This window comes from Rhodococcus sp. KRD175, from assembly GCF_017168275.1.
Taxonomy (GTDB): domain Bacteria; phylum Actinomycetota; class Actinomycetes; order Mycobacteriales; family Mycobacteriaceae; genus Rhodococcoides; species Rhodococcoides fascians.
Window position 1 is genome coordinate 107,105 of record NZ_JABFAQ010000006.1, and the last position, 19,195, is coordinate 126,299.

General features: G+C 65.3%; 20 protein-coding genes and 1 pseudogene. 8 read left to right on the forward strand and 13 right to left on the reverse strand.

Annotation, left to right across the window (positions count from 1 at the left end; translation table 11 throughout):
• Nucleotides 1-15 precede the first annotated feature (15 nt).
• Both J1M81_RS12075 and J1M81_RS12080 read right to left on the reverse strand, forming a co-directional pair.
• A complete protein-coding gene (locus J1M81_RS12075) occupies nt 16-1,506 on the reverse strand; it encodes an NAD(P)/FAD-dependent oxidoreductase (protein WP_206498092.1) in 1,491 nt (496 codons plus the stop codon).
• 25 nt (nt 1,507-1,531) lie between these two features.
• Nucleotides 1,532-2,398 (reverse strand): SDR family oxidoreductase, encoded by an 867-nt coding sequence (locus J1M81_RS12080; protein WP_032364730.1) that lies wholly within the window; start codon nt 2,396-2,398, stop codon nt 1,532-1,534.
• 72 nt (nt 2,399-2,470) lie between these two features.
• Between J1M81_RS12080 and J1M81_RS12085 the strand changes: the two genes are divergently transcribed.
• A complete protein-coding gene (locus J1M81_RS12085) occupies nt 2,471-3,115 on the forward strand; it encodes a TetR/AcrR family transcriptional regulator (RefSeq protein ID WP_032364517.1) in 645 nt (214 codons plus the stop codon).
• Nucleotides 3,116-3,122: 7 nt separating this feature from the next.
• Here the strand turns inward: J1M81_RS12085 and J1M81_RS12090 are convergent, their stop codons facing one another.
• Nucleotides 3,123-4,124, reverse strand: a complete 1,002-nt coding sequence (locus tag J1M81_RS12090; RefSeq protein WP_032364518.1) for a DMT family transporter — start codon at nt 4,122-4,124, stop codon at nt 3,123-3,125.
• A gap of 39 nt (nt 4,125-4,163) precedes the next feature.
• On the opposite strand from J1M81_RS12090, the gene J1M81_RS12095 reads away from it, so the two are divergent.
• Nucleotides 4,164-4,697, forward strand: coding sequence for a CGNR zinc finger domain-containing protein (locus J1M81_RS12095; protein ID WP_206498093.1), 534 nt, complete (start codon nt 4,164-4,166; stop codon nt 4,695-4,697).
• 118 nt (nt 4,698-4,815) lie between these two features.
• Nucleotides 4,816-5,076: a hypothetical protein gene (locus J1M81_RS12100; RefSeq protein ID WP_206498094.1), complete on the forward strand. Its 261-nt coding sequence runs from the start codon at nt 4,816-4,818 to the stop codon at nt 5,074-5,076.
• A gap of 28 nt (nt 5,077-5,104) precedes the next feature.
• On the opposite strand, the gene J1M81_RS12105 is transcribed toward J1M81_RS12100, so the two are convergent.
• The 5 genes from J1M81_RS12105 to J1M81_RS12125 all read right to left on the reverse strand — a co-directional run bounded on the left by J1M81_RS12105 (nt 5,105) and on the right by J1M81_RS12125 (nt 9,933).
• On the reverse strand, nt 5,105-6,214 hold the full coding sequence (locus J1M81_RS12105; RefSeq protein WP_206498095.1) for a hypothetical protein: 1,110 nt from the start codon (nt 6,212-6,214) through the stop codon (nt 5,105-5,107).
• On the reverse strand, nt 6,211-7,566 hold the full coding sequence (locus J1M81_RS12110; protein WP_206498096.1) for a hypothetical protein: 1,356 nt from the start codon (nt 7,564-7,566) through the stop codon (nt 6,211-6,213). The genes J1M81_RS12105 and J1M81_RS12110 overlap by 4 nt, the downstream gene beginning before the upstream one ends.
• 48 nt (nt 7,567-7,614) lie before the next feature.
• A complete protein-coding gene (locus tag J1M81_RS12115; RefSeq protein WP_206498097.1) occupies nt 7,615-8,850 on the reverse strand; it encodes an AGE family epimerase/isomerase in 1,236 nt (411 codons plus the stop codon).
• Nucleotides 8,851-8,889: 39 nt separating this feature from the next.
• The gene (locus tag J1M81_RS12120) at nt 8,890-9,447 is read right to left on the reverse strand and encodes a dihydrofolate reductase family protein (RefSeq protein ID WP_206498098.1); all 558 of its coding nucleotides are present in this window, start codon (nt 9,445-9,447) and stop codon (nt 8,890-8,892) included.
• A 75-nt stretch (nt 9,448-9,522) separates the two neighbouring features.
• Nucleotides 9,523-9,933, reverse strand: coding sequence for a RidA family protein (locus tag J1M81_RS12125; protein WP_027494441.1), 411 nt, complete (start codon nt 9,931-9,933; stop codon nt 9,523-9,525).
• A 79-nt stretch (nt 9,934-10,012) separates the two neighbouring features.
• On the opposite strand from J1M81_RS12125, the gene J1M81_RS12130 reads away from it, so the two are divergent.
• Nucleotides 10,013-10,381: a helix-turn-helix domain-containing protein gene (locus tag J1M81_RS12130; RefSeq protein ID WP_032386028.1), complete on the forward strand. Its 369-nt coding sequence runs from the start codon at nt 10,013-10,015 to the stop codon at nt 10,379-10,381.
• Nucleotides 10,382-10,385: 4 nt separating this feature from the next.
• Here the strand turns inward: J1M81_RS12130 and J1M81_RS12135 are convergent, their stop codons facing one another.
• The 4 genes and pseudogenes from J1M81_RS12135 to J1M81_RS26830 all read right to left on the reverse strand — a co-directional run bounded on the left by J1M81_RS12135 (nt 10,386) and on the right by J1M81_RS26830 (nt 14,055).
• Entirely contained in the window at nt 10,386-11,477 is a 1,092-nt protein-coding gene (locus J1M81_RS12135) for a spore photoproduct lyase family protein (RefSeq protein WP_201011369.1), read from the reverse strand.
• An 89-nt stretch (nt 11,478-11,566) separates the two neighbouring features.
• Nucleotides 11,567-13,012 carry a bifunctional diguanylate cyclase/phosphodiesterase gene (locus tag J1M81_RS26825; RefSeq protein ID WP_283348265.1) on the reverse strand — a complete coding sequence of 482 codons (1,446 nt, stop codon included), beginning with the start codon at nt 13,010-13,012 and terminating at the stop codon, nt 11,567-11,569.
• Nucleotides 13,003-13,281: pseudogene (locus tag J1M81_RS27010) on the reverse strand (hypothetical protein); the annotation flags it as partial. The pseudogene J1M81_RS27010 and the gene J1M81_RS26825, both read right to left, overlap by 10 nt.
• A gap of 48 nt (nt 13,282-13,329) precedes the next feature.
• Nucleotides 13,330-14,055 carry a PAS domain-containing protein gene (locus J1M81_RS26830; protein WP_206498100.1) on the reverse strand — a complete coding sequence of 242 codons (726 nt, stop codon included), beginning with the start codon at nt 14,053-14,055 and terminating at the stop codon, nt 13,330-13,332.
• A 303-nt stretch (nt 14,056-14,358) separates the two neighbouring features.
• Here J1M81_RS26830 and J1M81_RS12155 point away from each other — a divergent pair, with 303 nt between their 5' ends.
• The 4 genes from J1M81_RS12155 to J1M81_RS12170 are packed head-to-tail and all read left to right on the forward strand — an operon-like array spanning nt 14,359 to nt 18,374.
• The gene (locus tag J1M81_RS12155) at nt 14,359-15,456 is read left to right on the forward strand and encodes a DNA alkylation repair protein (protein WP_206498101.1); all 1,098 of its coding nucleotides are present in this window, start codon (nt 14,359-14,361) and stop codon (nt 15,454-15,456) included.
• A 58-nt stretch (nt 15,457-15,514) separates the two neighbouring features.
• On the forward strand, nt 15,515-16,606 hold the full coding sequence (locus J1M81_RS12160; protein WP_206498102.1) for a hypothetical protein: 1,092 nt from the start codon (nt 15,515-15,517) through the stop codon (nt 16,604-16,606).
• Nucleotides 16,603-17,565, forward strand: coding sequence for an ABC transporter ATP-binding protein (locus J1M81_RS12165; RefSeq protein ID WP_206498103.1), 963 nt, complete (start codon nt 16,603-16,605; stop codon nt 17,563-17,565). The genes J1M81_RS12160 and J1M81_RS12165 overlap by 4 nt, the downstream gene beginning before the upstream one ends.
• Nucleotides 17,562-18,374, forward strand: a complete 813-nt coding sequence (locus tag J1M81_RS12170; protein ID WP_027494448.1) for an ABC transporter permease — start codon at nt 17,562-17,564, stop codon at nt 18,372-18,374. The genes J1M81_RS12165 and J1M81_RS12170 overlap by 4 nt, the downstream gene beginning before the upstream one ends.
• Here J1M81_RS12170 and J1M81_RS12175 read toward each other — a convergent pair.
• Nucleotides 18,364-19,173, reverse strand: coding sequence for an alpha/beta fold hydrolase (locus tag J1M81_RS12175; RefSeq protein ID WP_206498104.1), 810 nt, complete (start codon nt 19,171-19,173; stop codon nt 18,364-18,366). The two genes, J1M81_RS12170 and J1M81_RS12175, sit on opposite strands and share 11 nt — an antisense overlap.
• Nucleotides 19,174-19,195: the final 22 nt, after the last annotated feature.

A 19,195-nucleotide genomic window follows, 5' to 3' on the forward strand; every position in this document is an offset into this window, starting at 1 on the left:
CTCGATCTATTCCCGTCAGGAAGCGACCGCGACCTTCGATCGAGGCCGCCCGAACTTCATCGCCTTGTCGACGAGCTTGCCGTACCGCAGAACCGGCAGGTCGCGGAAGTAATTCATCCGCAGCTTCCACGGAGTTTCACTGCCCTGCCTCGGGAAGTTGTCCACGGCCCGCAGCACGTAGCCGGCGGCGAAATCGAGGAACGGCTCTTCGTCCACGGACGGGTCGCGTTCGAGCTCGACGGTGCTGTACCCGTTCTCGTCCATGTGTGCGAGCAGGCGCATGACGTAGTTCGAGACCATGTCGGCCTTGAGCGTCCACGACGCGTTGGTGTACCCGACGACAAAAGCGAAGTTGGGGATTCCGGTGAGCATCATGCCCTTGTACGCCATGGTGCTGGGCAGATCCACGTCTCTACCGTCGACGCGGAAGGTCGCGCCGCCGAGTGCGGACAGGTTCAATCCCGTTGCAGTGACGACGATATCGGCGTCGAGGTGCTGACCGGACTTCAACTTCAGGCCGGTCTCGGTGAAGCTGTCGATGTGATCGGTGACGATCGAGACCTCGTCCTTGCGGATCGAGCGGAACAGATCGTTGTCGGGCACCAGGCACAGGCGCTGATCCCACGGGTTGTACGACGGGGTGAAGTGGGTGTCGAGGTCGTATCCCTTCGGCAGCCATCCCTCCTGCATCTTCCGGATTCGCTTCTTCATGAATTCCGGGTACTTCTGGCTCAACGTGAAGATCAACATGGCCATCGACACGTTCTTGAGCCGAGTCACGCTGTACGCCAACTTCTTCGGCAAACGCTTCCGCAGTGTCTGCGCAATCGGATCCTTCGAGGGGAGCGAGAGGATGTAGCTCGGCGAGCGCTGCAGCAACGTCACGTGCTCGGCCTCACGAGCGAGGTTGGGAGCCAACGTGATCGCCGTTGCACCGCTGCCGATCACGACGACCTTCTTGCCCGCGTAATCCAGATCCTCGGGCCAGTGCTGCGGGTGGATCACCTGCCCACCGAAGTTCTCCTGGCCGACGAACTCCGGGCTGAAACCCATGTCGTAGTTGTAGTAACCACTGCAGGAGAACACGAACGACGCGGTAATCGTGACGGTCTCGTTCGTGTCGCTGCGCTGCGCCGTGACCGTCCAGAACTGCTGCTCGGACGACCATTCGAGGGCGACGACCTTGTGGTGGTATCGAATGTGCTTGTCCACACCCGCTTCTCGTGCGGTTTCGACAATATAGTTACGGATGTCGGAACCGTCGGCGATGGACTTCTCTCCCGTCCACGGCTTGAAGCTGTACCCGAGGGTGTACATGTCGGAATCGGAGCGAATACCGGGATAGCGGAACAGATCCCAGGTGCCACCGATCGCCCCGCGGCTTTCGAGGATGGTGTACGTCTTCCCGGGCAGATCGTGCCCGAGGTGACGCGCGGCACCGATCCCGGACAGGCCGGCACCGATGATGAGGACATCGACCTCGGGGGTGGTCAGTACGGCAGTCATGAGCAACGATTCCTTCGGTGGGGGGTCAGCTGATTTTGTTGCGTGCGCTCTCGGACCTACCGAGACGCGCTACTTCTTCGTCCATCTTGGGCAGGATCGTCGGCACGTGCGCCAACATGCTGCGATCGCCGACGCGCGAGGTGATGACGGCCTTGAACCAGGACGCCGCACCCACCCACCGCGGTACGTAGACGCGGCGCTTGCGCTTGGCCAGGCCGTCGACGAACGCATCCACGCACTGCTCGACGGTCATCGTCTTCCCGAGGGGGCCGGGCAGTACCGCGAGCAAATCCTGGAATGCCGTGAGATCGGACTTCGCGTCCTGGACCATCGGGGTATCGATCCAGGCCATGTGGGCCGAGCCGACGTCGACTCCTCGGTAGTTCACTTCCAGCCGAAGCGCATTGGCGAAATGCTCGGCTGCGGCCTTGCTGGCGTTGTACGCGGCCAAGCCGGGGCACGGGGTGAACGCGGCCAGCGAGGAGACGACGAGGATGTAGCCGTTGCGTTCGATCAGAGACGGCAACGCAGCGCGGACGGTGTTGAACACGCCCATCACGTTGATGTCCATGACGCGCTGGAACGTGGCCGGGTCCACCTGCAGGATCGATCCGTAGCTGGCGATTCCCGCATTGGCGAGCACCAGATCGATGCCTCCGTAGGCCGCGATGCCGCCGTCGACGGCGCGCTGCATGTCGTCCAGATTTCGGACGTCGGCGACGAACGCCTCGGCCTTCAGCTGCGTCGCGACCTCCCGCAGCGGAGCCTCGTCGACGTCGACGAGTACCAACTTGGCTCCACGACCTGCCAACGCACGTGCGGTCTCGGCACCGATTCCTCGTGCCGCGCCTGTGATCAGAACGACCTTGTTCCGGAGCGTCGATGACGCCATGTCTCCCCCTCGATCGAGATGCATTCCTGCGAACACTTTGCATCTGATACCGAGCGGTGTCAAGATCTGTCTGTGACTACCCATCACAGTGAAGTCGGCCGCACCTATCGAGGTGCCGATCCGCAGCAGCGGCAGCAGGAGCGTCGAACCCGGCTGCTCGATGCCGCCGTCGAAGTGTTCGGCACCACCGGGTACCGGACGGCGACCGTGGAGAAGGTCTGCAGCGAAGCGGGGTTGACCAAGCGCTATTTCTACGAGTCATTCACCAACAGCGAAGAACTCCTGATGGCCACCTACGCCCGCGCCACCGACGCGATGCGCGAGAGCATCCTCGCCGCCGCGGCCTCGGAAACGGAGTCCAGCGAACAGGTGCTCCGTGGAGCCCTGACCGGCTTCTTCACGTTCGTCGCCGAGCAACCGAAGTCCGCTCGTATCGCCTTCGTCGAAATCCTCGGCGTATCCCCCACTGTCGACGCGTTGTACCGCAAGACCACCACGTCGTTCTCGGCGACGGTGCTACAGGTAGCCGACACCGTCGGGTCCAGCCGAGGCCTGGCCGGGCCGAACCGTAAAACACTGGCCATGGGGCTGGTGGGCGCGGTTCTCACCATCGCTCAGCAATGGTTGCTGTCCCCCGAACGCGAACCTCTCGACTCCGTGATCGCCAGCGCGCACACCATTCTGGCCGCCGTCGTATTCGGACGCGTCGACGGCTGAGCAATTGTCATGCTCTGCTCTGCAGCGGCTCCACCGGTTCGTCCGAGGTGACGCGTTCACCTGATTTGACGACGACGACACCGAGCAGAATCAGTGCGCCACCGGCCAATTGGATCGGTCCCGGAGCCTGGCCGAGTAGCAGCCACGCGAACACAAGCGCTGCAACAACTTCCATCAGACCCATGAACGACGCCAGCCGCGAGCCGAGGCGTCGGCCGGCCGCAATTCCGAGCACGTACGCCAGAGCGGCGGTCACCACACCGAGACCGATGATCGGAACCCACCATGGCACAACGGCATCGACGAACGTGACGTCGGTCAGCGGAGCCGCGAACGGGACGATGCCGACCAGCCCGGCGGCGAGCAGAATGAGTCCACCCGCCAGCAGACCGCCCCCGGCAAGCACGATCGGCGGCAAGCCGTTGCTCTCGTCGGCGGAGAGCACCCAGTAGACGGCGGCTCCCGCCATCGCACCGAGCGCCCACAGCACGCCGACGCTGTCGACGTCCGCGCCGGAGATCAGGTCGAGCACGAGCACCAGTCCCATTGCGGCCAACAGCGCACCGACCAGCGTCAGCCGACCCGGACGCTGCTGGTGCCGAAACCACATCCAGCCGATGACGGCTACGGGCGAGGTGAATTCGATCAGCAGCGCGACACCCACGTCCATTCGGCCGACGGCGTTGAAGAACGCGAGCTGACAACCGGCCACCGCGAAGGCACCGTAGGCCACGAGCAGCTTCCAATTCTTGGCCAACAGGCCCCAGCGCCCACGCAGCGCGAGAACCGACGGAATCAGCAACACCGCTGCCGCGAGCAGGATGCGCGCCGTCACGGCGGCACCGGCGGTCCAGCCGGCATCGAGCAGGCCTTTGGCCAGCGAGCCGGAGAGCCCGAACGATGCCGCGGACAGGAGCGCGAACCCGAGCCCCGAGAGTCGACGCGACCGTGCCGCAGCGTCGTGTGCAGCTGCGCGATCCACCTGCGCGTCATGAGTGTAAGCCGTCATGACATGTGACAGTAGGGAGTGAATTGGTAAGGTGTCAACATGCTTTTTGCTCATGACGCAGAACTGTCGCTTCTGTCCGCCGTGGCATTGGTCAATTCCGCCGAAGACCCGGACACGCTGACCACTCGCGAGGAGCTGGCCGACTTCTTCACCGACCAGGGCTACTCCGGACGGTTCGACGGCGACGACGCCGAGCTCGAAGCGGTGCGGGCACTGCGCCCGACCCTGCGATCACTGCTGACCAGCAGTCGAGAGGACGCCGTGATCGAGGTGAACCGCTTGCTTGCCGAATCCTCGGCCCTGCCCCGATTGGTCCGGCACGACACTCTCGACTGGCACATCCATGCCGTCGCCGACGACAGTCCGCTCGCAACCCGCATCGTCGTCGAGACCGCGATGGCCATGATCGACGTCATCCGAGCCGACGAGCTCTCTCGTTTCGACGTCTGCGCCGATCCGGACTGCAACGGGCTGGTTCTCGACCTCTCCCGAAACCGCTCTCGCCGCTTCTGCAGCACCACCTGCGGCAACCGCGCGGCAGTTGCCGCGTACCGCGCACGCAAGGCCCAGTAGCACCGCAGGGCTTAGACGACCGGGTTTCGGGTATTCGGCGACGGAACTTAGCGAGAGGAACATCCCCATGGTCGAGAAAAGGCCTTCGAAAACGAGCTGGGCACGTGCAGTCGAGAACATGCTGGCCGTCATCTTGATCTTCGCCGGAATCGCATCCGCGGGCGGTCTGATCGCGGCTCTGGCGGGCGGCTTCGAGGGATGGGCGATCGTCGCCGGCATCACCGTGGTCGTACTGTTCGCAGCCGCGTTCTTCGCCGTTCGCGACGGTGCCCGACGACGCACGCGGGAAGTCGACACCGTCGTCTACTCCCCCGACAACACCGATCAACTGTTCGACGTGGACCCGAACACCGGTGAGCGCACTCCGCACCGGGAATAGCACTGCCGCACGGTAGTGCTGCTCGGCGTCAACTCGGAACCGATTCGAGACGAACCATCGAATCGGTTCCGAGGAAGAACACACCCGATCGCGTCTGGGCGATAGTGCCGCTGTCGGTGAACCCATCGGATCCAGCCGGGATGGTCCAATGCCACCGCACATCACCGGAATCCGTGGTTGCGACGTACGCCGGACCGTCGATCGAATAACGAGTGTTGCCGATGACCTTGTCCGTATCGAACGGATCCGGCAACTCCCACACAGTAGCGCCGGTGGAGTCGACGACGGTGTCATCCGAGGTCGTGTCGAGACCCTCGACGGGTGCTCCGGTGGTCGGATCGAAAAATGTCGCCTCTCCGCCCATCGTCACGACGCCTCGCCCGTCGGCCGTGTGAATCACCGTGCCACTCAGGCCCTCCCACCCCATGGATGTGGTGATCGGTAGCGTCCACATTCGGTCGAGTGCATTCACCGACCCGCCGTGCAACACCGATTCGCCATCCTCAGGGCTGCCTTCCAACAACAGCACCGATGTCCCGTCGCTCTCGATCGCGTAGACGTACCAGTCCTCGGGGACCGGTATCCGCTTCACCACCCCGTCGTTCGCACCGATAGTGACGAGGGACTGCACATCGGAATACGAGTCCAGACAGACGATGTCGCCCTGAACGGGGACACTCGCGCATACGTCGACTGTGCCGGGCGACGCCTTCCATCGCACACTGCCGTCGTCGGCATCGAGGGCCACGAACTCGACTGCATCGAGCGAAGACGACCGTGGATTCGGAAGACCCATTGCGGTGACGAGAACATCGCCGGCGTCGATCATACCCGTGACCCCGAGATCGAACGTCAAACTTGCGTTCGGCGAACGGAATGCAGCGAATTGCCTGCCGTAGACGGTCTCTGCGTCGATCCGCCAGCTGGGCTCGAGCGCCGGCCCAGCCGGCGCCTCAATTGTCTCCGTCTCCTCCGAGAACGTCGGCATCTCGTCGAACGCCGACGTCGTTGCATCGTCCATCGACGGCTTTAGGGACACGTCCACATTCACCAGCACGACCGCAGCCGCGGCGACGGATACCACTGCCACCATCACCGCGGCTGCAGCGAGAACAGTGCGTGTCGTCGAATCCTTCACGGCCACTCCGTGATCGGAGCTTGGGCCACTGCATCCAGTAGCTCGAGTGGCAGCGGTTCCGGCCGTGTCGAACGGCCCCCGCCAGGAACGAAATCCGCCGTCGACCGAACCGACACCTGCACGCCGGACGGTCGCGTCAGCGTGACCGACCTCGCCAACCGCATGGTTCCGTCCTCCGCGGTCATACTGCTCGACAGATCGACGTCGTACGATTCGAGCACCGAACCGTCGGGCAGTGTTCGCAGCTCCACAACCGGACCGTACGCATTCTCCGGATCGTAGGGGTCCCTCGCCACCGGGAGTGCCGCGCCGGAGGATACGGAAATCGACAGCGCTACATCGGAGTTCACTACGTCGATGTCCGTACAGGCACCCCTGCCCGTGCGATCGGGTACCAGCGAGCCGATCGGCCGGTTCAGGACCGGCGCATCGGGTAGCGCCTGCCAGGTTGTCGTCAACGCCTCGTTCGCGGCGTCCAAGGACTCCTCGTCGATGTCCACCGCTGTCGCCTCCCCTGCGAGCGAGACCGAGCAATCCTGGCGCGGCGCAGCGCTTCCCGCCGGTGCAGGCGAACCGACTCGGAGGCCCGGCAGCGCCGCGATTCGGGTCAACTCGGATGTGTCCAAGGGAAATTCGGGACCAACGGTAGTACTGAGATTCGCGGTGACCAGAGTTCCGTCCGGGTGATACGCCGTCGCTCTGCGACTGTTCGTGCGGTCACCGCCGATCTCGTACCAACTGTCGTCGGTATCGACCACCGTTCCGTCGGGCTCGGTGGTGCGGGCGTCGAGAACGCCTGCGACACAGGCCGGAATCCCCGTCGACGACGGTCGAACATCGACGCTGGCAGACGCAGACACCCCCGCGCGAGTCAGGTCGCCGCGGGCACTGGTGCTTGCCTCGAGGCCCTCCGGCACATTACCGCCGAAGTCGTCCACCGGTTGGAAGGTCAGCGACTGGGATGGGGCGGCCAACTTCACGGTGACATCCGCTGGAAGTGCGCCCACGAGAGCGTCGGTCATCGCTCCCGCCTTGCTCGCGGTCAACCACGGGTAGGCAGGATTGTCGTAGGACGGAGCCTGACTCCCGATGACCGAGATGAGGCGCCCATCCTCACTGGGCGGGGGTGGCTCGACCTCGGAGCACCCCGGAATGTCGGCCGGATACTCGACAGGCTCGGAGACGATGGAGTAGTCACCGTCGCGCGCGGCCTCTCCGGATGACACAGCATTTCCGGGCGGCAGTTCACTTTCCGGCGAATGCAGCAGTCCGGCCGCAACGACACCGAGTGCGACCACCGTGACGATGACGGATACGTCGATGACGGCGTTATGTCTTCTACCTTCGCGCACGAGACGACACTACATACCCAACGGACGGTTTTGGTCCGATGCGGCCATTCAGGCGGAGTCCGCCAGCAGCGCCGCCACCACACTCGAGCTGTTCACCCCTCGGCTGATCCATGTCGCCTGCACAGCGTGGTACAGGTCCGGCTTTCCACTCCACACCGTGGCTGCGGGTCTGTTGTCCGCGTCGAGTTCGTGATGCCAGGAGCCGTCGACGAGGTCGATGAAGGAGTCGGCGGCGATGTCCCACCAAGCGCGATAGTCGTTGTCGTAGCGCTCTTTTCCGGTCCGACGACCCAGTGTCGCGGCGGCCGCGATCGCCTCGCACAACACCCAGTGCAGACGCTCTGTCACTACCGGTCGCCCAGTCCAGTCGGTGGTGTAGACGAAGCCAGGCAACGGGCCGGGTTGCCAGCCGTCCTGCGCCGCGCGGTGATACAGCGACGCGGCGGCGGCAACGTAATCGTGGCCACGAGGGCTGTCGGCCACGAGACTCGCCTGCACGAGCAGCCGCGCCCACTCGAAACCGTGCCCCACCGTTGCTCCGTAAGGCTTGAACTGGTTTGCTGTGTCGCCGCTGTTGTACTCGAGCATCGGCTGCCATTCCGCAGTGAAATGCTCGGGAATGCGATTCTCGTTCGCCTGTGACCAGCCGATCACGTTGTCGCAGATGCGTACTGCCCTGCTCCGCCAGACCTCGGGCGCACCCGCATCGGCCGCCGCCAGCAGTGCCTCGACCATGTGCATGTTGGCGTTGATACCGCGATAACCGTCGAGCGCAGTCCAGCTCGCATTCCAGGTGTCTGCGCACATGCCGTAGTTCTCGTCCCAGAATCGCCGATCCACGACCTCGAGGGCTTCGTCGAGAAGCCCCCGTCCACTGGGGTGTCCCGCCGCTGCGGCCGCCGCTGCCGCCAACACCACGAAAGCATGCGTGTAGGCCGTCTTCGTCGCGTCGGGGGACGAGGCGTCGGCGCTGGACTCGAACCACCCGCCGTTCGTGCTGTCCCGCAACGTCGTCAGTAGACCGTCGAACACTCGATCGGCTTTCCTACGAGACCCCGGATACCCCTGCATCGAGGCCAGGAAATGCACGTGCGCCATCCGAGCAGTGATGTAGGTCAGGGCCGGATGGCTCAGGTCCGGATGTCCGCGGTCGTTCAACCACGCCGCTCCCCCGGCAGGATGCTCGAGCGAGCTACCGAACCGGAGGAGCCGAGCCGATTCTGTGTCGAGCCACCGCTGGTGCGCGGGCAAGGTCCACCACTGACGACGATCACCGGATGTCATGAGCCCATTCTGCGCGATCGGGCCGGACGACAGGTCCGCTTACCGAACCACCCTGTACCGCAGATACATCCAGCCCGACGTAGGGAAGTGCCTCTGCTCTTCCAGCACCAGGTTCAGTCGGTGCCCCACGGGGAAGTACGGCTTTCCACCACCCAGGATGGTCGGGACGACAATGAGCTCGAACTGGTCGATCGAGTCGAACAACGATGCGGCCAACGACGCGCCGGCGACGGCCAACGTGCCTTCGGTCTCCCGTTTCATTCGCTCCACCTCCGCGACGGCGTCGGCACTACGGACCAGCCGGCAACCGTCGGGCACGGAAGTGAGGGTGTCCGAGAAGACCACCCGGGGAGTTGCCTTGTACAGCTCGGCGAATTCGGCTTCGACGGGGTCGCCGGCCGCCCGTTCCGGGTCGGTCCAGTAGTCCTCCATGGCCTCGTACAGCCGCCGTCCGAACAGAAAGACGCTCGTCTCCGCGGTCTGTCGATTCGAGAACCGATGCGATTCCTCGTCGGGCATCGAGTAGTCGAGGCTGCCGTCGGGATCCTCGATGTAGCCGTCGAGGGAAACATGCAGGTTGTAGGTCAGAATCGCCATGTCACTCCAGAGGTCGGGTGGGTTTGCCGGTATCGACCTCTGCACCGCCGAGAAGTCACCGGCCTATCCGCGGATTCAGTCCAGAATCGCGGTTGCTTCCACCTCTACCCGCACGTCCGGTTCGAAGAGGTAATCCACTCCGATCAGCGACGCCGGCGGCATGGGAGTCGGCAGTCCGATCTCGTCGGCGACGCGCGTGACGCCGTCCATGAACTCACCGATCAGCTCGGGAGCCCAGTGCGTGACGTAGAACGTCAGCCGCAGTACGTCCTCGAATGTTGCTCCTGCACCGGTCAATCCGATCGCGGTATTGCGCAGTGCCTGCGCAACCTGACCGGCGAGGTCGTCGGTATCGATGGCCGACCCGTCCTCGTTCCTGGCGATCTGACCGCTGACGTGGATGTGTCGAGAACCCTGACCCACCGCCACGTGGTGATACGGGGTGGGTTGCATCATTCCGGGCGGGGTGAATCGAGTGACGCTCATGGTTGGTCCTTCGTCGTAGAAATTCAGGTATAACGTTGATACCTGGTACACAAAGGACACTTCAAGGGAACCTGGTTTCATGACCGATACCGCCGACGGCACCGCAGAACTCACGATCACTGCCCCGCACCGCGAACTGTTGGATCAGGTGCTGGACAAATGGTCGCTGCAAGTATTGAACGAATTGTGCGAGCGCCCCTGCCGATTCAACGATCTCCGCCGCGCGATTCCTGAGGTGACTCAGAAGTCCCTCACCGCAACGCTGCGCAAGCTCGAACGCAACGGAATCATCGAACGCACGGTGCTGAGCACCCGCCCGGTGGCGGTGGAATATCGAATCACTCCCCTGGGCAAAACACTCCGAACTCCCGTCGACGTCCTGCTGGCGTGGGCAACCACGCACATGGACGACATCGACCGAGCGCGAGACCGATTCGATGCCCTGTGACGGTTCACGTCCAGTACAGCAGCTGCGCGTCGGGCAGAACGTCGCGAAGTTCGTCGACGAACCAGCTGCGCATCTCGGCCATCGTGTCCTTCGGATAGACGTATTTCACGCCGCCGAACTTGTTTCTCTTCGCTGTGCGCGCGCCCTCGTCCATCTCCAGTTTCGTTCCCGGATACCAGCTCAACAGCACATCCTTGCTCGACGGCGTGAAGCGGTGAGTGATGATTTCGGCGGTCAGATCGAGATCGGGCACATCGCGCAACGCGTCGGAGACATTCGCGAGCAATCGACCGTACTGCTCGCGCCACTGCGGGATCGGCATGATCGGCGCGATCGTCAACCCCACTCGATAACCGGCCAGTGCCAACTGCCGCAGCGCTTCTATCCGAGCCGGCATACGTGCCGTGCCGCCCTCGAAGCGGTGAGCGATGTCATCGGCGTTGACCGACAGCCGAACTCGCGTTCGGCGGCCGTGGTCGAGCGTCACCAACTCGCGGACGTCGTCGAACTTGGTGGTGAAACGCAGCGATACGTCGTCCCCGTACACGCCCGCGCCCACTCTGCGAACGGCCTCGGCAAGAGAGCCCGTCACGTGTTCGATCCCCAAAGGATCGGTGTAGCAGGATAACTCGAATGTGGTGCCTTCGTGCCCGCGCTCATCGGTGCCGGAGGTGATGGAACCGCGGCCTGCGTGAGTGCCGATACCGGCCAGCACGTCGTCGAGGTTGGCGAAGACCCTGGTGATCGGCGGACCGGACAACGAGCCCGCGAGATAGCAGTACTGGCAATGCGCCGGGCATCCCTTGGCCAGGTCGATCCGCCAGTCCGCGCTCGGCGGAATCGGTTGCGGTTTCAGCACACTCGGCGGCGCGACCACTACGGCCATCGTCGACTTGGCTCGTGCGTAGGTCTCGCGCTCGGACTCACCACGCAGTCCGGTGAGGCGGTCTCCGGACAGAATGTCGATGTCGGCGACGCCTGCTGCTTCGCACCGACGGAGAATTTCCGCGGTGTGCGGTAGCTCGGACGCAGACTTGGTGACCAGGACACGCGAGGGTGTCCAGAGTCGAGTGGGGGCAACCAGAAGATCATCCATTACTCGTGTTCAACGCGTCGCAGCGTGCAATGCTTCCCGGTTACCGCAGCTCAGGCGAGAAATTCGTCGAGCACGCCCAGCAGTACCACTCAGGAGTTCCAGGTATCCGACGCGATCTCGGCAGGCCTGCCCAGCAGATAGCCCTGTACCTGAACAGAATTGGGCAGCGCTTCGAGTTGGTCGAGAGTTTCGATGCCCTCGACCACGCAGCCGAGTTTCAGATCGCGGGCCAGATTGATGATTGCTCCGACGATGCTGCTGCTCGTCGCGTCACTGGTCATGCTGGAGGTGAAGGACCGGTCTATCTTCACTGCGCTCACCGGCAGCGTAGCGAGGTATCGCAGGCTCGCGAAGCCCGTTCCGAAGTCGTCGATGGCGATTCCCACACCCAGCATGCGCAATTCGCCGAGCTGACGCAGGACCGACGAGCCGGAATCGAGCAACACGGACTCGGTGAGCTCGAGAACGAGGTCCCCCGGAGCCATGCGATGCCGCTCGAGGGCTGTTTCCACTGCCGCACAAATGTCGACGTGTTGAGCCTGTCGGGCACTGAGATTCACGGCCATCGTGACGGGCGCGTCGGACGCGGAGGTAGGCGGGTTCTCGGATCGCCACCGCGCGAGGGTGCCGAGAGCGTCGTCGAGCACACGCTCACCCAGATCGGAAATGAGCCCTGTGTCCTCGGCCACCGGGATGAATCTGTCGGGTGAAATCGCTGTGCCCGTGCTGTCCCGCAGGCGAGCGAGCGCCTCGAAACTGACGAGTCGCCGACTGCCGAGATCGTAGACCGGTTGGTAGGCCACGCCGAATGTCGCGGAACCGCCCCGATCAGGATCGAGCGCGTCCCTCAGGGTCTGTTCGATGTACGCACGCTCGATCGCGTGCACACGCAGCGCGTCGTCGAACAGTTCGATTCGGTCCTTGCCCAATTGCTTCGCCCGGTACATCGCGGAGTCCGCATCGCGCAGCGCTTCCTGGGCACTGACGCCCCGGCGGACCAACACCATCCCGACGCTTGCCGACACCACGTACTCACGGCCTCCGTACGCGATGGGCGGTGCGAGTACCGTCCGGATTCGTTCGGCTACCTGGGCGGCAAGCGCGCCGCCCGCAGGCTTGCCTGTTCCGTTCTCCGCCGGCAACGCATCGACGACGAGAACGAACTCGTCGCCGCCGACGCGGGCGATCGAGTCCTCGGCCCGCAGCACCGAACGCAATCGGCGAGCGACCTCGACCAGCACGGCGTCACCGGCCGCATGGCCGCCGGTGTCGTTGATTCGTTTGAACCCGTCCAAATCGCAGAACAGCACCGCCGCGGCAGCGCCGGTGCGCGCCCCCCCCGCTCGATCGCCGATCCGATTCGCTCCAGCAGCTTCATACGGTTGGGCAGACCGGTCAACGGATCTTGCAGGGCTGCACGCTCGAGAGCGCGCTCGGCTTCGACAACGTCGGTCACCTCCCGCACCACCGAGAGCACCTCCGCCGCTGAACCCGCCGGTCCATGTCGGAACGGGGTGGTGCGCCGCGAAAGCCACCTCAGCGAGCCGTCCGCCGCACGCACCCGGTACCGGATGCTGACGCTCTCCCCATCCGGCAGGGAGGCAGCGTCCCGGTCCGCTGCCCGGACGACGTCGATGTCCTCGGACACCACCGACTCCAACCCGTCCTCGGGGGCGGCGGTGTCGCCGGGTGAGCCGTCCTGGTTCGGCCCGGTCAACAACGACCTGACGTTGCGCGAGGCCCACTTCACGGTCCCGGTCTCGACATCGGTGACGATGGTGACGTCCGGCGATGCCGTCAGCACCGCATCACGGAACGCGCGCGCCTGCTCGAGCTCGGCGCGCGCCTCACGCTAGGCAGTGACGTCCTCGGACAGCACCATCGCGCCGACGATTCGACCTGTGTCATCGCGCAGAGGTCTGGTCTTCACGGCGAAGATCGCACCCGTCCGGGAACCCACGGAGTCGAAGGACGATTCCTCCCCATCGATGGCCGCTGTGTAGAACGGCTTCAGCCGGGCATAGACCTCCGGCGGCACAGTGTCTTGCAGCAGCTGCCCCTCCATCCGCCGCGGGTCGTATCCTTCCGCCAGCAGTCCGGCACCTTCGACGAGTATGAATCGCAGGTCGCGATCGACGACCAGCACCGACGTGTGCGGGAGGTTCGCCGCTAGCTGCCGATACCGGGCCTCGCTCGCGTCGTCGAACATCGCAGGTGAGCGGAGCAACGGTCCGTAGAAGCGGCGCATCCCCAGGTAGACGACGCCGGCGACCGCCGTCGAGGCCGTCACCATCACATCGACGGTCCCGCCCATCGACTCCCGCATCGCGTCCAGGGTTCCCATGCCGGAATCGGTACCGAGATGCGATGCGTGAGTGCCGAGCCCGGCCGTCAGATGCCACGCATGGATCAAGTGGTGGGCGGCACACGTCGTGAAGATCGCGGCGGTGGCGACCGCGAGCCGGTTGTTACGAAACTGCCCGGTTCGCAACAGCCCTCGGACGATGAACAGCACGATCCCCGAGTACGCAGCAGCGGTGATCCCGTTGAGGATCACCACCCAGAGCCACCCGCTCACCGCGATCGCTCATCGGCTCGGCACACCGGGCTCACGAGTCGGTTCGAGTCGACGACGAGCACGATGCGACCCCCCAGGTTCGTAGCGCGTTGCACAGAATGATCGGACCGAGACCGGAATTCGATACTTCACCACCGAAAACCCGCATTGACCAGCGTTTCAGCACATTGTGTTTCGCGAAGGTTATCGCAGTTCTTTTTACACTGCTGCCGTTCGGGCAGCCGAGAATCGGGCGTTTCGCCGGATAATCCGCACCTTCGGTCCGCCTCCGAACGAACCCGATGCGTCGGGTAAGAAGCTCTCATGCCCTTCGCCGATGAACTACTCGGTCCGGACGCAGCCCACACGCTGTTTCGGACCATTCGTACGGCTGCTCCGAACGCGGATCTGTCGTCGCTTCGAGAGTCGTCGGACGGGTTGGGTCCACTCGCACTCCGAGCCCGCGCCGACCTGCTGCGTGACGCGCTACTGACAGGGCTGCCGGGCGACTACGCCCAGTTCGCTCGGACCATCCGACTGGCCGCTGCGGATCCCGACTTTCGAGGCTGGTCCATCTGGCCCGTGACCAGCGCTGTCGCGTCGAAGGCCGTCGACGAGCGCACTGCGACAGCGTTCGACGACGGGATGTCCTTGCTCGCCGAGCTCACCGGCCGACTGACCTCCGAATTCGCCATCCGGACCTTCCTCCGAACCGATCTGGATCGGGCTCTCGCCATCGCGGCCGAGTGGACGCAATCACCGGACGAACACGTTCGCCGCCTCGCGTCGGAAGGCACTCGACCGTACCTGCCGTGGTCGGTGAGAGTGCCCGAAATACTTGCGCGCCCCGGCGTGACCGTGCCGATTCTGGACAGGCTGTACCGAGACGACAGCGACTACGTTCGGCGGTCGGTTGCCAACCACCTCAACGACTTCAGCCGAGACATCCCAGATGTCGTCGTCGGGACTGCGGCACGGTGGCTGGGCGAGCCGGACGCCAATACAGACCGACTTGCGCGCCATGCGCTTCGGACGGTGATCAAGAAGGGGAACACCGACGCGCTCGCGTTACTGGGTTTCGCCCCGGCCGAACTCGAGGTGACGGGCCCTGCCGTGGACGTGACCGAGTTGCAGATCGGCGAGAGCCTGGGATTCACCGCGAAAATTCGCAACGTCGGCGTCGAGCCCGCAAAGATCGCGATCGACTACGTCGTCCACCACACCAAAGCGAACGGCGGGGTGACGGGGAAGACGTTCAAGCTGACGACCAAATCGGTCGCGCCCGGAGAGAGCATCGAGGTTGCGCGCCGACACTCGTTCAGAACGTTGACCACACGCACGTACTACCCCGGCCCGCACTCGATCGAGCTCCAGATCAACGGTGTGAGTTACGGTCTCGCGGAGTTCGTGCTCGTCCGCTAGCCGCGAGTTTTGTACCACGCACATGCGGCACATCGGCTACGTCCGTACGGTCGATGAGGTGCGTGGACAGTGGCGGTGGTTGGCGGTGGTGCTCGGCATCGCCGTGCTCGTCGCCACGCCCTCGGTGATCGAGCGCCTGCCCGTCGCCGCGTCGGACATCGGTGCGGCGGAACTGCTCACTCGGGTCCAGTCCTCCACCGCAGCACCGTATTCGGGCTACGCCCAGGCCGTTGGCGGCGTCACCCTGCCGGTCACCGACGGACTCGGCGGCCTACCGGATCTGCTGGGCGACACCACGACCCTGCGCGCCTGGTACCGCGCCCCGGACAACTTTCGAGTCGACACCGTCCGCCTCGCCGGTGAACGCGGTCTCTACCGGTCCCCGGCTCTGCTGTGGAGATGGGACTACGAGCAGAACACGGCTGTGGCAACCCCGGTCCCCGAACCGAGCCTGCGCCTGCCGCGCGAGGCCGATCTGCTGCCGCCGGAGCTCGGGCAGCGGCTGCTCAGTGAGGTGACCACCGACGAGGTCACCCGGCTGCCGACCCGCCGAATTGCCGGCCGGGACGCCCCTGGCCTGCGGCTCGTCCCCGCCGAGCCGCAGAGCACCATCGCCGAGGTCGACGTGTGGGCCGACCCCGACAGCGGGCTGCCACTGCAGGTCGACGTGCTCGCCGGCGGGGCCGCTCGCCCTGTCGTCAGCACCGCGTTCCTGGACTTCTCACCCGAGATGCCCGACGCCGACACCGTCCGATTCGTCCCGCCCCCGGGAACCGATGTGCAGCAGCAGGACGGTCTCGACATCGCCTCGTTCGCCGACGGGATCGACTCTCCCCGTCTTCCGTCGACTCTGTCCGGACTGGATCTGCGGGCCCGCGACGAACCGGGATCCGTCGGGATATACGGCCGCGGAGTGACCGAGCTGATCGCCGCTCCGCTCCCGCGTCGCGCCGCGCGCGGGCTCGTCGACCAGTTGCGGGCCGCTCCCGGCGCAGTCGTGACCGGCGACAGCGTGGCGCTGTCGATAGGACCGCTGAACGTCCTGATCACCGAGCCCGCCGGGGACCGCCGCCGATATCTGCTCTCCGGCACTGTCACCGCAGAAACTTTGGCCACCGCCGCCCAGCAGCTCGAAGGAGCAGCCACATGATCCGCACGACCGGCCTCACCAGGCGTTACGGACCGGTGCGGGCCGTCGACGGCGTCGACCTCGACGTACGAGCCGGCGACATCTACGGCTTCGTGGGCGCGAACGGCTCCGGCAAGACGACGACCGTGCGGATGCTGCTCGGGCTGGTCCTGGCCACCTCCGGGCAGATGCAGGTGCTCGGCGAGGAGATGCCCCGACGACGCAGGAGCGTGCTGCCGCGGGTGGGTGCGCTGATCGAGAACCCCGCCGCCTACCCCAATCTTTCCGGGCGCCGGAACCTCACCCTGCTCGACGCGGCCGGCCCTGGTGGTTCTCGGCGCACCCGCACCGCCCGCGTCGGCGAGGCCCTCGAGCAGGTGGGCCTCGCCGGGGTCGGACGCAGACCGGTCAAGCAGTACTCGCTCGGCATGCGGCAACGCCTCGGCTTGGCCGCGGCCCTCATGCGTACCCCCGAGCTGCTGATACTCGACGAGCCGACCAATGGCCTCGATCCACAGGGGATCCTCGAGATTCGAGAGTTGTTGCTGGACTTGCATTCCCGGGGCACAACCGTGTTCCTCTCGAGCCACCTGCTGGCCGAAGTGGAGCAATTGTGCGACCGAGTGGGAGTACTCGATCGAGGTCGCCTCGTTCTGCAGGATCAGCTCTCTGCATTCCAACAACCCACCGGCCGAGTGCTCGTGCGTACCCCCGACCCCGCCGACGCGGTGACGGTCCTGTCCGATGTGGAGGACGCCACCGTGCTCGAGCGCGACGGGCAACAGCTCGTGATCGAACACCCTGATCCGGCCCTGCTCAATCGACTGCTCGTCGAAGGCGGAGTCCGGGTGAGCGAGTTGAGCCCGCAGCAGATGAGCCTCGAGCAGTCGGTGCTGGCGGTCACCGGTGCCAGCGCGGACCGAATCGACGGTCCTGCTGGCCCTCGCGAAGGTTCCGTCCGATCGGAGGTGACCGCATGATCGGCGTCGAACTGCGCGCGATGCTTCGCCGACCCCGCACCTGGGTCGTCATTCTCTTGCTGAACCTGCTGCCCACCATCGTCGCGGGCCTGCTGGCACTCACTGACGTCGGTCCGCGTCCCGGCGACGGCCCTGCCTTCCTGTCCGCGGTGACCACGAACGGCCAGCTCTTCCCACTCGCCGCTCTCGCCATCGTGCTCCCGCTGTTTCTTCCGGTCGCGGTGTCGGTCATCGCCGGCGATTCCGTCGCCGGCGAGGCTCAGGCCGGCACCCTGCGTTACCTGCTCGCCCGCCCGGTGGGACGAACGAAGCTGTTGGTCGCGAAGCTGATCTCGGTGGCTGCGTTCGTGCTGCTGGCCGTCGTCATCGTTGCTGCCGTCGCATACTTCGTCGGCACGACGCTGTTCGACACCACGTCGTTGGCCGGAGTGTCGAGCGTGTCCGGCACGGTACTGACAGACGAGCAAGTCGCCGTGCGCACCGTCATCGCCGTGCTCTACGTGACGCTGTCGATGCTCGGAGTTGCTGCCATGGGGCTGTTCCTGTCGACCCTGACCGACTCGCCACTCGCGGCGACGCTGGGCGCGTTGGCCTTCCTCATCGCCAGCTCGCTACTGCTGACGCTGGACGCCGCCGACGCCATCGCGCCGTACCTTCCGACGCGGTACTGGCTGGCCTTCGTCGATCTCTTCCGCGACCCGGTGCCGACGCGGGACCTGGTGCGCGGCGTCGGATTGCAGGGTGTCTACGTCGTCGTGCTCCTGGGGGCTGCGTGGGCGAACTTCACGACCAAGGACATCACGAGCTGAGACGGCTGCAGTCGGCTGCGCCGAGCTCGACGGTAGAGCTGCCGTCCAACTGGGCCGAGACCATCGCGCCGACGAGAGGATCACGGGGCAGGTTTCCGTGGTCGACGGCCGAGTCCGCGCACACGCTCTGGACGGGGATGTCGATCGCCCCGTCGAGCCGGGCCGACGATGGCGGCGTCACCACCTGATCCAGTTCGGTCCAGATCGACACCCACTGCGGCCCGTCCGGCGTCTCGTCGCCCGAGTTCAAGCCGGCCAGCACGGAGCTGTCCGGGGCCAGTTGCTGGCAGGCCGTCGGGCACCGGTCGGGCAGGACCTGGGCAGCCAGCCCCGCCACCTGGGTGCCGTGGTGCGGGGAGCCCAGGGTCACGATGCGTCGAGCCTGCTCGGCACCGCCCAGATCGGCAGCCCAGATCCGGGCCACCACCCCGCCGGCGGAGTACCCGACGACGTCGACCGAGGTCGCTCCCGTCCGAGTCAGAGCCGCGTCGACGGCGTCGCGCAGTGTCTGCGCCTGTGCGGTCAGGTCGCCGACGCCACCATCGGGCAGGGCCACGACGGTGGCGTCGCGGCCGTTCTCCCGTAGTTCCGCCGCAAGCACCTCGAGAGCATCGGTGGATCCGCCGAACCCGGGTACCAACAGCACCGGGCCGGGAGCGGACTGGTCGACGCTCGCGACGGGGTCGTTCGTGGACCGCGATGCGACGAAGGCAGCAACGGCTACGACGAGCCCGATCAGTACGAGAGCGAGTACGACGTACGCGAGGCGACGACGGGCCGGGGCGAGGGAGGCGAACACCTCGTCCAGTGTGCCCGTCGAC

Bases quoted from the DNA above. Each gene is read 5' to 3' on its own strand.
- J1M81_RS12135 (WP_201011369.1), bottom strand. From the start codon at position 11,477: ATGGATGATCTTCTGGTTGCCCCCACTCGACTCTGGACACCCTCGCGT.
- J1M81_RS12155 (WP_206498101.1), top strand. From the start codon at position 14,359: ATGCCCTTCGCCGATGAACTACTCGGTCCGGACGCAGCCCACACGCTG.
- J1M81_RS12115 (WP_206498097.1), bottom strand. From the start codon at position 8,850: ATGACATCCGGTGATCGTCGTCAGTGGTGGACCTTGCCCGCGCACCAG.
- J1M81_RS12165 (WP_206498103.1), top strand. From the start codon at position 16,603: ATGATCCGCACGACCGGCCTCACCAGGCGTTACGGACCGGTGCGGGCC.
- J1M81_RS12080 (WP_032364730.1), bottom strand. From the start codon at position 2,398: ATGGCGTCATCGACGCTCCGGAACAAGGTCGTTCTGATCACAGGCGCG.
- J1M81_RS12075 (WP_206498092.1), bottom strand. From the start codon at position 1,506: ATGACTGCCGTACTGACCACCCCCGAGGTCGATGTCCTCATCATCGGT.
- J1M81_RS12170 (WP_027494448.1), top strand. From the start codon at position 17,562: ATGATCGGCGTCGAACTGCGCGCGATGCTTCGCCGACCCCGCACCTGG.
- J1M81_RS12125 (WP_027494441.1), bottom strand. From the start codon at position 9,933: ATGAGCGTCACTCGATTCACCCCGCCCGGAATGATGCAACCCACCCCG.
- J1M81_RS12090 (WP_032364518.1), bottom strand. From the start codon at position 4,124: ATGACGGCTTACACTCATGACGCGCAGGTGGATCGCGCAGCTGCACAC.
- J1M81_RS12100 (WP_206498094.1), top strand. From the start codon at position 4,816: ATGCTGGCCGTCATCTTGATCTTCGCCGGAATCGCATCCGCGGGCGGT.
- J1M81_RS12095 (WP_206498093.1), top strand. From the start codon at position 4,164: ATGCTTTTTGCTCATGACGCAGAACTGTCGCTTCTGTCCGCCGTGGCA.
- J1M81_RS12130 (WP_032386028.1), top strand. From the start codon at position 10,013: ATGACCGATACCGCCGACGGCACCGCAGAACTCACGATCACTGCCCCG.
- J1M81_RS12120 (WP_206498098.1), bottom strand. From the start codon at position 9,447: ATGGCGATTCTGACCTACAACCTGCATGTTTCCCTCGACGGCTACATC.